The sequence below is a fragment of the Micromonospora sp. NPDC023737 genome, from assembly GCF_040639715.1.
GTDB lineage: Bacteria > Actinomycetota > Actinomycetes > Mycobacteriales > Micromonosporaceae > Micromonospora.
Genome location: NZ_JBFAAL010000020.1, coordinates 1 through 13,968, shown reverse-complemented (window position 1 = coordinate 13,968; position 13,968 = coordinate 1). Strand labels below are relative to the sequence as shown.

Annotated in this window: 15 protein-coding genes; 7 read left to right on the top strand and 8 right to left on the bottom strand. The window is 73.0% G+C overall.

Annotation, left to right across the window (positions count from 1 at the left end; genetic code table 11):
- Positions 1–73: 73 nt before the first annotated feature.
- Positions 74–1,405 carry a trypsin-like peptidase domain-containing protein gene (locus tag AB0F98_RS28190; RefSeq protein ID WP_357741551.1) on the bottom strand — a complete coding sequence of 444 codons (1,332 nt, stop codon included), beginning with the start codon at positions 1,403–1,405 and terminating at the stop codon, positions 74–76.
- 258 nt (positions 1,406–1,663) lie between these two features.
- On the opposite strand from AB0F98_RS28190, the gene AB0F98_RS28185 reads away from it, so the two are divergent.
- Entirely contained in the window at positions 1,664–2,293 is a 630-nt protein-coding gene (locus AB0F98_RS28185) for an O-methyltransferase (RefSeq protein WP_357741548.1), read from the top strand.
- Positions 2,294–2,318: 25 nt separating this feature from the next.
- Here the strand turns inward: AB0F98_RS28185 and AB0F98_RS28180 are convergent, their stop codons facing one another.
- Both AB0F98_RS28180 and AB0F98_RS28175 read right to left on the bottom strand, forming a co-directional pair.
- Entirely contained in the window at positions 2,319–3,794 is a 1,476-nt protein-coding gene (locus AB0F98_RS28180) for a leucyl aminopeptidase family protein (RefSeq protein WP_357741354.1), read from the bottom strand.
- Between the two features lie 135 nt (positions 3,795–3,929).
- Entirely contained in the window at positions 3,930–4,097 is a 168-nt protein-coding gene (locus AB0F98_RS28175) for a DUF3117 domain-containing protein (protein WP_007455245.1), read from the bottom strand.
- Positions 4,098–4,287: 190 nt separating this feature from the next.
- On the opposite strand from AB0F98_RS28175, the gene AB0F98_RS28170 reads away from it, so the two are divergent.
- On the top strand, positions 4,288–5,106 hold the full coding sequence (locus AB0F98_RS28170; RefSeq protein WP_357741351.1) for a PaaX family transcriptional regulator C-terminal domain-containing protein: 819 nt from the start codon (positions 4,288–4,290) through the stop codon (positions 5,104–5,106).
- A 5-nt stretch (positions 5,107–5,111) separates the two neighbouring features.
- Complete coding sequence (locus AB0F98_RS28165) at positions 5,112–5,903, top strand: enoyl-CoA hydratase-related protein (RefSeq protein ID WP_357741349.1); 792 nt, start codon at positions 5,112–5,114, stop codon at positions 5,901–5,903.
- 46 nt (positions 5,904–5,949) lie between these two features.
- On the opposite strand, the gene AB0F98_RS28160 is transcribed toward AB0F98_RS28165, so the two are convergent.
- The 4 genes from AB0F98_RS28160 to AB0F98_RS28145 all read right to left on the bottom strand — a co-directional run bounded on the left by AB0F98_RS28160 (position 5,950) and on the right by AB0F98_RS28145 (position 8,411).
- Positions 5,950–6,570, bottom strand: coding sequence for a hypothetical protein (locus tag AB0F98_RS28160; protein WP_357741346.1), 621 nt, complete (start codon positions 6,568–6,570; stop codon positions 5,950–5,952).
- A 13-nt stretch (positions 6,571–6,583) separates the two neighbouring features.
- The gene (locus AB0F98_RS28155) at positions 6,584–7,165 is read right to left on the bottom strand and encodes a DNA-3-methyladenine glycosylase I (RefSeq protein WP_357741343.1); all 582 of its coding nucleotides are present in this window, start codon (positions 7,163–7,165) and stop codon (positions 6,584–6,586) included.
- A 125-nt stretch (positions 7,166–7,290) separates the two neighbouring features.
- Positions 7,291–7,788 (bottom strand): SRPBCC family protein, encoded by a 498-nt coding sequence (locus AB0F98_RS28150; protein WP_357741340.1) that lies wholly within the window; start codon positions 7,786–7,788, stop codon positions 7,291–7,293.
- The gene (locus tag AB0F98_RS28145) at positions 7,785–8,411 is read right to left on the bottom strand and encodes a DivIVA domain-containing protein (protein WP_357741338.1); all 627 of its coding nucleotides are present in this window, start codon (positions 8,409–8,411) and stop codon (positions 7,785–7,787) included. Before AB0F98_RS28145 ends, AB0F98_RS28150 begins: the two co-directional genes overlap by 4 nt.
- A gap of 150 nt (positions 8,412–8,561) precedes the next feature.
- Here AB0F98_RS28145 and folP point away from each other — a divergent pair, with 150 nt between their 5' ends.
- The gene (gene folP, locus AB0F98_RS28140) at positions 8,562–9,431 is read left to right on the top strand and encodes a dihydropteroate synthase (protein ID WP_357741335.1); all 870 of its coding nucleotides are present in this window, start codon (positions 8,562–8,564) and stop codon (positions 9,429–9,431) included.
- 104 nt (positions 9,432–9,535) lie between these two features.
- Here folP and ndhC read toward each other — a convergent pair whose 3' ends face one another.
- Positions 9,536–9,913, bottom strand: coding sequence for an NADH-quinone oxidoreductase subunit A (ndhC, locus tag AB0F98_RS28135; protein ID WP_076470837.1), 378 nt, complete (start codon positions 9,911–9,913; stop codon positions 9,536–9,538).
- Positions 9,914–10,043: 130 nt separating this feature from the next.
- On the opposite strand from ndhC, the gene AB0F98_RS28130 reads away from it, so the two are divergent.
- The 3 genes from AB0F98_RS28130 to AB0F98_RS28120 form a co-directional block, all read left to right on the top strand.
- Positions 10,044–11,444 carry a hypothetical protein gene (locus AB0F98_RS28130; RefSeq protein WP_357741331.1) on the top strand — a complete coding sequence of 467 codons (1,401 nt, stop codon included), beginning with the start codon at positions 10,044–10,046 and terminating at the stop codon, positions 11,442–11,444.
- Between the two features lie 283 nt (positions 11,445–11,727).
- The gene (locus AB0F98_RS28125) at positions 11,728–13,575 is read left to right on the top strand and encodes a 2-oxoacid:acceptor oxidoreductase subunit alpha (protein ID WP_357741327.1); all 1,848 of its coding nucleotides are present in this window, start codon (positions 11,728–11,730) and stop codon (positions 13,573–13,575) included.
- Positions 13,568–13,968 (top strand): thiamine pyrophosphate-dependent enzyme (locus AB0F98_RS28120; protein ID WP_357741324.1); only part of this gene is annotated, 401 nt, incomplete at its 3' end. The genes AB0F98_RS28125 and AB0F98_RS28120, both read left to right, overlap by 8 nt.

Genomic DNA, 13,968 nt, shown 5'->3' with positions numbered 1-13,968 from the left:
GCGGGCCCCCTCTCGGCGTCAGGAGCAAGACTACGCACGATGGAGGCGGACCGGGGAGGGGGTGACGCAGTGTTCACTTCGCGTCCGCAGCCAACGTCACGGAGGCGTTCTGCCTGGTCGACCCCCTGCGGTACTCGACCGTGACCACCGAACCCGGGGCGAACTTGCGGACCAGTGCGATCAGATCGCTCGGCTCGGTCATCGGCCGCCCGTTCAGCCGCAGGACCACGTCACCGGCCCTGAGCCCGGCCGCCTGGGCCGGACCGGACGGCTCGACCGATTCGAGGCGTACGCCGCCGCCGGGGACGGCCGCGTTCGGCCCGCCGACCTGGGCGCCGATCACCGTACGCCGAGCCTTGCCGGTGCCGATGATGTCCTGGGTGACCCGCTTCGCCTGGTTGATCGGGATGGCGAAGGCGAGGCCGATGTTGCCGGCCTCCTGCCCCTCCGAGACCAACGACTTGATGGTGGAGTTCACCCCGATCACCCGGCCGGCCGCGTCGACGAGCGGACCACCGGAGTTGCCGTGGTTGACCGCGGCGTCGGTCTGGATCGCCGCGTAGTACCGCACCGGGCCGCCGGCCTCCCCGGCCTGCATCGTCCGATCCACCGCGCTCACGATGCCGGCGGTGACCGTGTTGGTCAGCGACAGCGGCGAACCGATGGCCAGCACCGGGTCGCCCACGGCGAGCGAGTCGGAATCACCGAACTCCACCGGCCGCAGGCCGGAACGCTCCACTTTCATGACCGCGATGTCCGACTCCGGGTCCCGCCCGATCAGTTTGGCCGCGGAGGAGGTGCCGTCGTTGAAGATCACCGAGGCCCGGCCGGTGCCGCCGGCCACCACGTGATCGTTGGTGATCACGTGCCCGTCGGCGCTCGCGATGAAGCCGGAACCCTCGCTCGTACCGCCGAGACTGCTCACCCGCACGGTCACCACGCTGGGCAGCACCCGCTCGGCGACCGCGGCCAGGGATTCCGGTCGACGCTGGGCGAGCGCGGGCGCCTGACCCGGGTCGGCGCCCAGCACCGTGCCGGCCGCGCCGCCGCCACGCACCGCCAGCGCGTACCCGAGGGCGCCGCCGAGAGCGCCCGCGAGCAGAGCCGTGACCAGCGGGATGAGGAGGACCTCGCGGAGCCGTGGCCGGCCGGGCGCGTCCGGATCGCTGACCGGCTCGGGCTCCGTACCGCTGTGACCCGCCAGTGGGACGACCACCGCAGCGGGCGCCGCCGGGTCCCGCCACGGGTCGGTGAGCGCATCGGACCACCAGGGCGATGCCTCGCGGTCAACCGGGTACCCCGGCGTGGCGGCCGGCTGGCCGACCACCTCCGGCGGTGCCGCTGGTGCCGGAGCATCACCGGGCCGGCGCCAGTCCCAGCCGTCGGTCACGTCGGTGCCTCCCAGTCCGTCCCCCGGGCCCCGCGTCTCACGACCACGACAAGCGCGTCCGGGCCGCGGCTGACGGGACACCGCCTCCAGGATTGCACGGATGTCCGGGATGGGGTCAGCGGTTGTCACCGTGATCGCGTGGGCGGGACGCGCGGCTGCGCGTGCGGAGGGCCGCCTCTAGGCTCATAGCCGCGAACCCACCCCTTGCACCACTTCGCCGCCCGGAGGTGCCCCATCGCCACGGTCGCCGGTTCCGGCAGTTCGAACCCGGCCCTGCAGTTCGCCGAGTCGTACGTCACCGAGGATCTCGTGCTCCGCACCGCCCGCAGCCTGGCCCGCGAGGTGGGTCTCGACGCGGTGACCCCCGGCGCGGGCGCGGCACTACGCCTGCTCGCCGCCGCCGGCAACGCCCGGGCGGTGGTGGAGATCGGCACCGGCACCGGGGTCAGCGGGGTCTGGCTGCTGCGTGGGATGCGCGCGGACGGCGTACTCACCACCATCGACGTCGAGGTGGAGCATCAACGGATCGCCCGGCGGATCTTCACGGAGGCGGGCTTCCCGACCGGGCGTACCCGGATCATCACCGGTCGCGCCTTCGACGTGCTGCCACGGCTGGCGGACGGCGCGTACGACCTGCTCTTCGTCGACGCCGAGGTGACCGGCTTCCACGCCTGCGTCGAGGCGGCGCTGCGGCTGCTGCGCCCCGGCGGCGTCCTCGTGCTCAACGGGGTGCTGGCCGGCGGCCGGATCGGGGACCCGGCCGCGCGGGACGCGGAGACGGTGACCGTCCGGGAGACGATCAAGGCGATCCGGGAGTCGGAGCACTGGATCCCCGCCCTGTTGCCGGCCGGGCACGGGCTGCTCGCCGCGGTCAAAGTGCTGACCGGCCCCGGCGAACCGTAGGTCCGCCGGGGCCGGGTACCGCCGGTCAGCTCAGCGTCGCCAGCCAGCGCAGCAGCGAACGTACGCCCCAACCGGTCGCGCCCTTGGTCAGCTCGGCGTCGTCGGAGTCGGCCCAGGACGGCGCCGACATGTCCACGTGCACCCAGCGGTCGCGCAGGTCGTCGGTGAACTCGCGCAGGTAGAGCGCGGCGAGCACCGAACCGGCTCCCTGCGTCGGCGCGCTGAACAGGTCCGCCACCTCGCTGCCGAGGTACTCGACGTAGTCCGCCGGGAGCGGCATCCGCCAAGCCTGCTCACCGGCCGCCTCGACGGCGGCGAGGAAAGTGCCGGCGAGCTCGTCGTTCTCGCTGTAGAGGGCACCCGTCCGCTTGCCCAGCGCGACTGCGTTCGCCCCGGTCAGCGTGGCCAGGTCGACCAGCACGTCCGGCTTGAGCTCCCGGACCGCGTAACTGATCGCGTCGGCGAGGACGAGCCGCCCCTCGGCGTCGGAGTTGGTGGTCTCACTGGTGACCCCGCCGTAGTGGCGGATGACGTCGCCGGGGCGGAACGCCGACCCGCTCACCGCGTTCTCCGCGAGCGGCGCCAGCGTGGTGACCCGGACGGGCAGCCGTAGCGCGGCCGCGCCGAGGGTGGCGGCGACCACGGCAGCGGCACCGCCCATGTCCTTGCGCATCAGCTTCATCGCCGGCACCGGCTTGATCGAGATGCCGCCGGTGTCGAACGTGATGCCCTTGCCGACCAGCACCACGTGCGTACGGGCGTCGGCCGGGCGCCAGTCCAGCTCGACGAGGCGCGGGGTGCTGGCCGAGCCGCCGCCGACGGCGAGGATGCCGCCGAAGCCCCCGGCGGCCAGCTCGACCGGTCCGCGTACCCGCAGGTGCAGGTCCGGCGTTCCGTCGGCCCGCTCGGCCACCTGCTCGGCGAACCACTGCGGATTCTTCACCGAGGAGGGCGTGTTCGTGAGGTCACGGGCGAACCGGGTCAGCTGGGCCGTGGTGCGGGCCGTCTCGACCACCGCCAGGTGGTCGTCCGGGTCGGCGACCACGAGGTCGACCTGAGCGAGCGTGGGCGCCTCACCGGCGTCGGTCAGCCGGAACCGGTAGGAGGCCAGCAACAGCCCCTCGTAGAGCCCTCGCACGGCCTCCGGGGACGCGTCGGCAGGCAGCGCGACGGTGGCGTGCTCCTCGTCGGCGACCGCCCGGGCGATCGCGGCACCGGCCCGCCGCCAGCCCGCCTCGTCCCCGTCGCCCACCCCGACCAGGACCAGCACGCCTGGGCTGTGCCCCGGACGGAGATGGGTCCGGGTCTCGCCGGCCCGACCGGTGAGTCGCGCGGCCGGCACCAGTGCGGCGGCCTCGTCGGCGACTCCCTCGGGCAGCGTGGCCGGGGTCAGGACCGGAATGGCCGGGGCGTCGCCGCCCTCCGCCGTTGCGGCCGCTCGGACGGGCAGGACGAGTGTGTCGAGCCGGTCGGGCTCGGCGAACAGACGGATGGCGAGCACGCGGAACCGTACCTCCAGGAAAGTCTCGGTGCGGCGCGTTCCGCACCGGTGAAGCCCTGAGCCACCGGCCGGGGCCGGTGGCTCAGGGTATGACGAACCGCCGGGACGGCTGCCGCCGCCCAGACCGTTCCTCGATCAGCCGGCGGCCGCCTTCAGTGCGTCACCGAGCGCATTGGCCTCGTCGGGAGTCATCTCGACGACGAGCCGGCCACCGCCCTCCAGCGGGACTCGCATGACGATGCCCCGGCCCTCCTTGGTGACTTCCAGCGGACCGTCGCCCGTCCGCGGCTTCATCGCCGCCATGTTGTCTCCCCTCAGACCTACACCAGGGTCGGTGGGTTGCCCCACAGCCACTTCATCACGACCACCCGCAGCCTTCGCGGGGGCGTCGACCAACGATTTTCCCTGATGAACACCGCCGGACCCAAACCGAAGCAGTATTGATGTAACAGCATCTAGCTTATCTTGAGAAGGCCTGTCACAATGTGCGGTCATGCAGGCACGGTCGGCACTCTTCGACCTGTACGGCGACCACCTCCGGGCGAGGGGCGGCCGGGCACCGGTGGCCGCCCTGGTCAAGCTGCTGGCACCGCTGGGCATCGCCCCGCCGGCCGTGCGCACCGCCGTCTCCCGGATGGTCCGCCAGGGCTGGCTCGACCCGCTCAAACTGGCCTCCGGGCCGGGATATTCGATCACGTCCAAAGCGGCGCGGCGGCTCGACGAGGCGGCCGCCCGGATCTATCGGACGGGCCGGATCGGCTGGGACGGCCGGTTCGACCTCATCGTGCTGGAGGCACCGACGTCCCGTCGGGAGCGCCAACGGCTCGCCGCGAACCTCACCTTCCTCGGCTACGGGACGCTCGACGAGTGCACCTGGGTGGCCACCCGCCCGGGCGAGGACGTCGACGTGCTGCTCAGCGAGGCGGGGGTGCGGCACGAGCGGTTCACCGCGGCGCACGCGGCCGGCACGCCGGGTGCGATGGCCGTCGTACGCCGCGCCTGGAACCTCAACGAGATCGGGCAGGCGTACGAGCGGTTCGTGACCGAGCAGCGGCCCCTGATCGCGAAGGTGAACGTACGCAGCGGGGACGAGGAGGCGTACGCCGCCCGGTTCCGGCTGGTGCACGCGTGGCGTACCTTCCTGTTCCGGGACCCACAGCTGCCGCCCGCGCTGCTTCCCGAACGCTGGCCCGGCACCGCTGCCGCCAGCTTCTTCGACCGGCACGCGGCCCGGCTGCGACCGGCCGCCGACCGGTACGTCGAGAGGTGCCTCGACGCCGGTAACCGCATCGCCCGACAGAAGGGTCGTTAGACAAAGTGACTGAGCCCCTGCTCGTCGACCGGACCGACGCCGTCGTCACGCTGACGCTGAACCGCCCGAAGGCGATGAACGCGTTCGACGTGGCGCTGAAGGAGGCCCTTCGGGACGTCCTGGCCGAACTGGAGACCGACCGCAGCTGCCGGGCCGTGGTGCTCGCCGGGGCGGGTGGCTCGTTCAGCGCCGGGCAGGACCTGCGCGAGCATGTGGCGACGCTGGAATCCACCGGCACGGACCCGCTGTCCACCGTCGGGGCGCACTACAACCCGATCGCCGCCCGCCTGGCCAACCTGCCGAAGCCGGTGGTGGCGGCGGTGCGCGGGATGGCCGCCGGGGCCGGCGCCTCGCTGGCCTTCCTGGCCGACATCCGGATCGGTGGACCGAGCACCAGCTTCCTGATGGCGTTCGCGAAGGTCGGGCTCGCCGCCGACACCGGCGCGTCGTGGACGCTGCCCCGGCTGGTCGGCCACGCCAAGGCGGTCGAGCTGCTGATGCTCGCCGAGCCCGTACGCGCCGAGGAGGCCTGCCGGCTCGGGCTGCTGAACCGCATGGTCGACGACGACGAGCAGGTGCTTCCGGCCGCGCAGGAACTGGCCGCACGGCTGGCCGCCGGGCCGACGGTCGCGTACGGGGCGATCAAGCGGCAGCTCTCCATCGCCGACGCCGGCACCCTCGCCGACGCGCTCGCGGCCGAGGCTCAGGCGCAGAGCATCTGCGGTGCCACCACGGACCACCGGGCGGCCACCATGGCCTTCGTCGCCAAGGAACGGCCGGTCTTCGAGGGACGCTGAGCGGGCGGCGGCCGGGTCACGCTCGCGAGGCCACTCCCGACCGGGCTCAGTCGTCCTCCTCCGGATCCTGGTTGGCCTCGGCGCCGAGCACGAACGCCTGCATGGCGAGTTCGTCGCCGGCGGGCGACACGAAGGCGGGCAGCTCGCGCGGGCCCAGCTCCTGCACGTACGACCAGAAGAGGCGGACCGCCTCGGCGGGCGAGTCGGCCTCGATCGGCAGGTCGAGGCTGACCAGCCAGGTACGTCGGGGCGGCGGCGGACCGAGCCGCTCGGCCAGCGCCCGGTGGACCGCCGGGTCGAGCGGGGTGACCGGTCGATCGGGGGCGAGCTGACCGGCCGGCAGCGGCTCGTCGAAGGCCCGCCGGGTGTACGTCACCACCAGAGCCGCCTCGCGGTCGGACTGCGGGTCCTCCGGGTCGTCCGGGCGGGTGCCGGTGGCCGCGGCGACACGACCGAGGGCCACCACCCGCACCGGCTCGTCGATCAGCACCGCCACGTCCTCGCCGGGACGGGGGCGCACGGTGCCGTCCAGGCCGGTCAGCTCGAGCGTGTCGTGGTGCACCAGCCGTTCGGCGTCGTAGCGGCCGGCGGGCAGCAGGACGGCCCAGGCGCCGGTGCTCGCCGTCCGGCCCGTCCCGTCCGGCCGGTGCGCGGTGTCGGTCGTCATGCCTCCCATCCCATCACGCCGTGCCGGTCGGCTTGACATGGCAGCCGTCGAGATGGTCGTCGACCATCCCGGTGGCCTGCATCAGCGCGTACGCCGTGGTCGGGCCGACGAACCGGAAGCCGCGTTTCTTGAGCGCCTTGGCCATCGCCGTCGACTCGGCGGTGATCGCCGGCACCTCGGCGAAGGAGGTCGGGCGGGCCGGGCGTGGGGCCGGGGCGAACGACCAGAGCAGCGCGGAGAGCCCCTCGGGCAGCTCCGCGGCCGACCGCGCGTTGGCGATGGCGGCCTCGATCTTGGCGCGGTTGCGGACGATCCCGGCGTCGGCCAGCAGCCGGGTCACGTCGGCCTCGCCGTATTCCGCCACGGTCGGGATCCGGAACTCGTCGAAGGCCAACCGGAAGGCGGGGCGCTTGCGCAGGATCGTCAGCCAGGACAGCCCGGACTGGAACGCCTCCAGCGTCATCCGCTCGTAGAGCGCGTCGTCGCCGTGCAGCGGTTGCCCCCACTCGGTGTCGTGGTAGGCGGCGTAGTCGGGGGTGCTCGCCCCCCAGGCGCAGCGCGGTAGCCCGTCGGCACCGATCACCAGGTCAGTCACGTCTGCACACGCTAGGCCAAAGCACCGACAGCCCATCGCCCATCGTCGCGGGGCTGCCCAGGGCGCGGGTCACCGATCGGTAGAGGGGTGGCTGCGGCCGTTCGCGGGCCACGCCGCCACGCCGGTCACGGCAGCCGCCCCTGCTCGACGAGCCGACCGAACCGTCGCAGCGCGCGGGTCAGCCCGAGCTTGGAGCCGGGCCAGATCACCGGCCAGGCGACCCGACCGACGGCGCCGCCGGGCAGGTGGAACCACTCGTGCCACACGACCTGCGTCCGGTCACGGGCCAACGGGGTGCAGCGCAGCACGCCCGGGCCGCGCAGCAACGGGCCGCAGTGCACCACCCCGATCTCGTAGGGCTCGTCGACCCGGACCACCCGCATCTCGTCTCGAAGCTCGGTCGGGCCGAGCGCGGTCAGCGCCTCGACGAGGCTGCCCTCGCGACCGTCACCCTCGACCACCCGTACCCGGGTGAACGGGATCCAGTCGGACTGCCGCTCCCAGGCGAGCAACGCGGCGAAGACCCGTTCCGCGGGGGCGTCGACGATGACCGTCGCGGTCACCTCGCCGGCGCCCGGCTGGGCCGCCTCGGGCAGATCGTCCCCGCCCTGCTCTGCGGTCACACCGGCTCCGAGCGCACCACCGGGCCGTGCCCGCCGGAGCCGTCCGCCGGCTTGCTCCGGCCGGCTGCCGCGTCGTCCGGGTCGCCCGGAGCGGAGGTGGGGCCGATGAAGGTGGTCCCGCGGGTCGCGGCACCGTCGGCGGTGACGAAGGGCTCGGCAGCGGTGACCGCCAACTCGGGCTGCCCGCCCCCCGCCTCGAACGTCCGGTCGCTTCCGGGCGTCGTGCCGGGCACGGCGGCGACCCCGGTGGACGCCGACGCGGCGGCACCAGCCTGCTCGCGGGCCCGCCGCAGGGCCTCCGCGTCCGCCGTCCGCCCCTCCCGCAACGCGGCTACCTCCGCCTCCAGCACACCGATCAGCTCGGACTTGTAGCCGATGTCGTAGGCGGCGCGACGCAACGCCCGATCGACCTGAGCCATCTGGTACCCACGCAGCACGGTGTCGAACCGGATCTCCTCGACGTCCGTTTCCCGCAACGGCCGGTCGCCCGGCAGCGGTACGGCACGTCCGTCCGGTTCGGCCGGCACCAGGCCAGGATCACGACCGGTGACCAGCGCCGTCACCCCGAACACCACCGCCGCGACGGTCAACGCCACGACCAGCATGAGCAGAACCTGACCCATGCACAGATCGTGGCATGCCGAACGGACCGGGGCGAGCCCGCCACCGACGCCGGGCCGACGGACCGTTCGAACGGTGCGTCGGCGGACGGGTTAGCGTCGGGACCGGCCGGTGCGGGGAACGCCCGCAGGGCTTCGGTGAGGGAGGCGGCAATGGCCGGGGAGCTGCGGCTCGGTGGGCGGACCTTCGCCCCCGGTGAGCTGGTGGTGATGGCGATCGTCAACCGCACGCCGGACTCGTTCTTCGACCGGGGGGCGACGTTCGAGGCGGACAGCGCGCTACGGGCGGTGGAGCGCGCGGTGACCGAGGGCGCCGAGATCATCGACATCGGCGGGGTGAAGGCCGGCCCGGGCGCCGAGGTCGACGTCACCGAGGAGATCCGACGTACGGTCGGCACCATCGCCGCCGTCCGCGCCGCCTTCCCGGACGTGGTGATCTCCATCGACACGTGGCGTGCGGAGGTCGCCGTGGAAGCGGTGGCCGCCGGTGCCGACCTGCTCAACGACACCTGGTCCGGGGCGGACCCCGCGCTGGCCCGGGTCGCCGCGGAGACCGGTGCCGGGCTCGTCTGCTCGCACGCCGGCGGGCTGGCGCCCCGGACCCGCCCGCACCGGGCCGCCTTCGACGACGTCGTGGCCGACGTGGTCGCCACGGTCACCGGGCTCGCCGAACGCGCGGTCGCGCTGGGCGTACGCGCCGACGGGATCCTCATCGACCCGGCACACGATTTCGGCAAGAACACCCGCCACTCGCTGGAGATCACCCGGCGGCTGGACGAGCTGACCGCCACCGGCTGGCCGCTACTGGTCGCGCTCTCGAACAAGGACTTCGTCGGGGAGACGCTGGACCTGCCGGCCGCCGAGCGGCTGGAGGGCACGATCGCCGCGACCGTCGTCTCGGCCTGGCTCGGTGCCCGGGTGTTCCGGGCCCACCAGGTGCGCGCCACGCGCCGGGTGCTCGACATGGTCGCCTCGATCCGCGGGGATCGCCCGCCGGCGGCGACCCGGCGCGGCCTGGCCTGATCGAGCCGCCGACCGCACCCGCGCCGGCCCTGCGGCGGGCAGCCGGCCCGAAGCTGGCAGGGCGAGCCGGAGTGGTCCCCCGGAACGCTCGGGCTCCTGCCGCCTCAGGTCCAGCGCAGGATGTTGCGACGCCAGGCGTAGAGGATGCCGAGCGCCAGCACCGCCACGAAGATCGCCATCTCGACGACCGTGACCAGGCCGAACCCGGGCCGGTCGAAGACCACGGCCCAGGGGAAGAGGAACACCGCCTCGACTGCGAAGAGCACATAGAGGTACGCGTACACGTAGTAGCGGATCTGCATCTGCGCCCAGTCGCCACCGACCGGATCGAGCCCGCACTCGTAGCTCGCCCGCTTGCCGGGCGGCTCGGCGGGACGGCCCGGACGCAGCACCCGGTTGGCGGTGAACGCCACCACGAAGAAGAGGACGCTGACGAGCAGCAGGAGCCCGAGCGTCGCGTACGAGCCCAGGTAACCGTCCACGATCGGCAGCCTACCGCCCGGCCGGTTGACCAATTCCGGACACGTTACGGATTTGTTTCCGGGCGGGACTGGTGCCGTGCGGCAACGGTACCGACGATGGGACCCCTGATCCGTTGTCACCGGAGGGCAGATGGCCAGCGTGGACGTACCGGCCGGGCGAGCGCGGCGTTCCCGTGCCGTGCCTGCGCTCGGGGTGACCGTCACGCTCTGCGTGCTCACCGTCCTCGCCGTGCTGCCGGGGCCGGCCGCGCCCGGTGACCCGACGGCCAGCCCCGTCGCTGTGCTCACCGACCCCGACGAGCAGGGCGGCGAGACGCCGACGGCGGAGCCGACCGCTATCGACCCGGGGCCGACGACCGCACCACCGACCATCGATCCGCCGCAGGAGACCAGCGCGCCACCGACGAGTGACCCGCCGCTGCCGGCCACCAGCACGCCGTGGACGGCGCAGCCCACCACCGCCGCGCCGCCCACGGGGACGCCCACCGGGCCGCCGAGGCCTCCGGTCCAGCCGTCGGCGCCGCACAGCGCTCCGGCGCCGCACCCGCTCGGGGTACGGGTCAGCACCGGAGACGTCGCCCTGACCCCCGTGTACTGGAACGCGAGCAGCACGGTCACCACGTTGCGCGTCACCGTCACCAACACGGGGAGCACGACTGCTCGGGTCGCCCTGTCGTACCGGCTCCCCACCGGGCTCATGGACGCCGGCACGGCCGGCTGCGTGGCGACCGGCGGCGGCGCGTACCGCTGCGGCGAGTGGACGGCGCCCGCGGGCGCCCGGTTCAGCAGCCTGATCCGACTCCGGGTCGCCGGGGACGCGTGGCGACGGATGCCGTTGGGCGGCTCGGTCGCGGTCACCGCCAGCGCCCCCGGAGTGCCGGGATCGGCCGGCGACGACGAGGGGTTCGCGGTGCTCTTCCCACCGGGGCCCCCGGCGGCCGGCATCGCGCTCGAGGCCGACGAGGTCACCTTCGACATCAGCGGCACCGCCACGGACCTCGCCGTACGGCTGACCAACACCGGCACGGCGGACGCCACGGGCCGGATCGACGTGCTCCTGCCCGCCGGAGTCAGCGTGCCGGCGCCACCGACCGGCTGCGTACCGCTCGACCCGACCCGGATCCGCTGCGACCTGGGTGCGATCCGGGCCGGACGCCACGTGAGCCTCCGGCTGCCGGTCGAGGCCACGCCGGCCGCCCAGCGGGACGCACCGCTGACGGGCGCGGTGGTGGCCCGGCTCGTGCCGGCCCGCGGCGGTGCCCGTCAGGTGCAGATGAGCTTCCGGATCAGCGCCGCGGTCGCGCTGGCAACCGTGGTGGCCGCGCCCGCGCCGACGGGCTCGCAAGGCGTCCTGGGTGCCGGCGGGACGCTGCCGGACGAGCCGGGCGGCTCCTCGGAACGGCGTATCGCGATGGTCCTCGTCGTGGTCTCGACGCTGCTCATCGTGCTGGCGCTCTGGCTGGCCGGCGCGGCGGTGCGTCGATGGCTCACCCGGCCGGTGGTGCCGGGCGGGCACGACGCGAAAGTTTGATCCACAGGCCCGAGACATCGGCCGATCGTGATCTCTATTACGGCAGGAGATGCGAAACCCCACGAAGTGGTGAATTTCACCCCCCAATCCGGTCCCAGTCGATGAACCTCCGGGGAAGGTGACGGGTCGGTCCGACGTAGGCTCTCAGGTGAGAAACCACATGCGGGCCGGGCCAGTCACGGCCGGCGCGGTGCAGGGTGCGTAAGGGAGGTCGCGTGGCCGGGCAAGGCGGGGTCACCAGCAACTCGAGCCGCCACCGCGCACAGCGAAGCGAGGTGCAGGCGTGAGCAAGCAGATCCGTCAACTGGACCGGGTGGTCATCCGGTTCGCCGGCGACTCCGGCGACGGCATGCAGCTGACCGGCGACCGGTTCACCTCCGAGACGGCCCAGCTCGGCAACGACATCTCCACCTTGCCCAACTTCCCCGCGGAGATCCGGGCACCCGCCGGCACCCTGCCGGGCGTGTCGAGCTTCCAGGTGCACTTCGCCGACTACGACATCCTCACCCCCGGCGACGCGCCGAACGTGCTGGTGGCCATGAACCCGGCCGCGCTCAAGGCCAACCTGGTCGACCTTCCTCGCGGCGCGGACATCATCGTCAACACCGACGAGTTCACCAAGCGCAACCTGGCCAAGGTCGGCTACCAGGTCAGCCCGCTCGATGACGACACGCTCGCCGGCTACGCGGTGCACCCGGTGGCGCTCACCTCGATGACGATCGGCGCCCTCGCCGACCAGGACGTGTCCAAGAAGGACGCCGAGCGGGCCAAGAACATGTTCGCCCTCGGCCTGCTCTCCTGGATGTACTCCCGCCCGTACGAGTCGACACTAAGGTTCCTGGAGCGCAAGTTCGCGCGCCGGCCGGAGCTGGTGGCGGCGAACGTGGCCGCCTTCCGGGCCGGTTGGAACTTCGGCGAGACGACCGAGGACTTCGCGGTCCGCTACGAGGTGAAGCCGGCGCAGATGCCGCCCGGCACCTACCGCAACATCACCGGCAACGCGGCGCTCTCGCTCGGCCTGGTCGCCGCCGGTGTCCGCTCCGGCCTGCCGGTCTTCCTCGGCGCCTACCCGATCACCCCGGCGTCGGACATCCTGCACGAGCTGAGCAAGCACAAGAAGTTCGGCGTGCTCACCATGCAGGCCGAGGACGAGATCGCCGCGGTCGGCGCGGCACTGGGCGCGTCGTACGGAGGCGCGCTCGGCATCACCACCACCAGCGGCCCGGGCGTCGCCCTCAAGAGCGAGACGATCTCCCTGGCGGTGGCACTGGAACTGCCGCTGGTCATCGTCGACGTGCAGCGGGCCGGCCCGTCGACCGGCATGCCGACGAAGACCGAGCAGGCCGACTTGAATCTGGCGCTCTACGGCCGCCACGGCGAGGCCCCGGTCGCGGTGATCGCGCCGAAGTCCCCCGCGGACTGCTTCTACGCGGCCCTGGAGGCGGCCCGGATCGCCCTCACCTACCGCACCCCGGTGATCCTGCTGTCGGACAACTACGTCGCCAACGGCTCCGAGCCGTGGCTGCTGCCCGACGTCGACTCCCTGCCCGACCTGCGGGTGGAGTTCGCGACCGCCCCGAACGGCGAGGACGGCACCACCTTCCTGCCGTACCTGCGCGACCCGGAGACGCTGGCCCGCCCGTGGGCCATCCCGGGCACGCCGGGCCTGGAGCACCGGATCGGCGGGCTGGAGAAGGCCGACAAGACCGGCGACATCTCGTACGACCCGGCCAACCACGACTTCATGGTCCGTACCCGGGCCGCCCGGATCGAGACGATCCCGGTGCCGGACGTCGAGGTCGAGGACCCGGACGGCGACGCGCGGGTGCTGGTGCTCGGCTGGGGCTCGACGTACGGCCCGATCGGCGCGGCCTGCCGGGGCCTGCGCCAGCGCGGCCTCTCCGTGGCGCAGGCGCACCTGCGTCACCTCGCCCCGATGCCGGCCAACCTCGGTGCGGTGCTCCGTTCGTACGACCGCGTGGTCATCCCCGAGATGAACCTCGGCCAGCTGGCGCACGTCATCCGCGCGAGGTACCTGGTCGACGCGATCGGCTACAACCAGGTCCGCGGTCTGCCGTTCACCGCCGCCGAGCTGGAGACGATGCTGGAAGAGGTCCTCAAGAATGTCTGAGCCCATCGCCCTCAAGCTCACCGCCAAGGACTTCAAGTCCGACCAGGAGGTGCGCTGGTGCCCAGGTTGCGGTGACTACGCGATCCTGGCGGCCGTTCAGGGCTTCATGCCGGAGCTGAACATCCCGCGCGAGCGGATCGTCTTCATCTCCGGCATCGGCTGCTCGTCCCGCTTCCCGTACTACATGAACACCTACGGGATGCACTCCATCCACGGTCGCGCCCCGGCGATCGCCACCGGCCTTTCGGCCACCCGGCCGGACCTGTCCGTGTGGGTGGTGACCGGCGACGGCGACGCTCTCTCGATCGGTGGTAACCACCTGATCCACGCGCTCCGGCGGAACGTCAACCTCAAGATCCTGCTGTTCAACAACCGGATCTACGGATTGACCAA

Bases quoted from the DNA above. Each gene is read 5' to 3' on its own strand.
- AB0F98_RS28175 (WP_007455245.1), bottom strand. From the start codon at position 4,097: ATGGCGGCGATGAAGCCGCGGACGGGCGACGGTCCGCTGGAAGTCACC.
- AB0F98_RS28170 (WP_357741351.1), top strand. From the start codon at position 4,288: ATGCAGGCACGGTCGGCACTCTTCGACCTGTACGGCGACCACCTCCGG.
- AB0F98_RS28160 (WP_357741346.1), bottom strand. From the start codon at position 6,570: ATGACGACCGACACCGCGCACCGGCCGGACGGGACGGGCCGGACGGCG.
- AB0F98_RS28145 (WP_357741338.1), bottom strand. From the start codon at position 8,411: ATGGGTCAGGTTCTGCTCATGCTGGTCGTGGCGTTGACCGTCGCGGCG.
- folP (WP_357741335.1), top strand. From the start codon at position 8,562: ATGGCCGGGGAGCTGCGGCTCGGTGGGCGGACCTTCGCCCCCGGTGAG.
- AB0F98_RS28130 (WP_357741331.1), top strand. From the start codon at position 10,044: ATGGCCAGCGTGGACGTACCGGCCGGGCGAGCGCGGCGTTCCCGTGCC.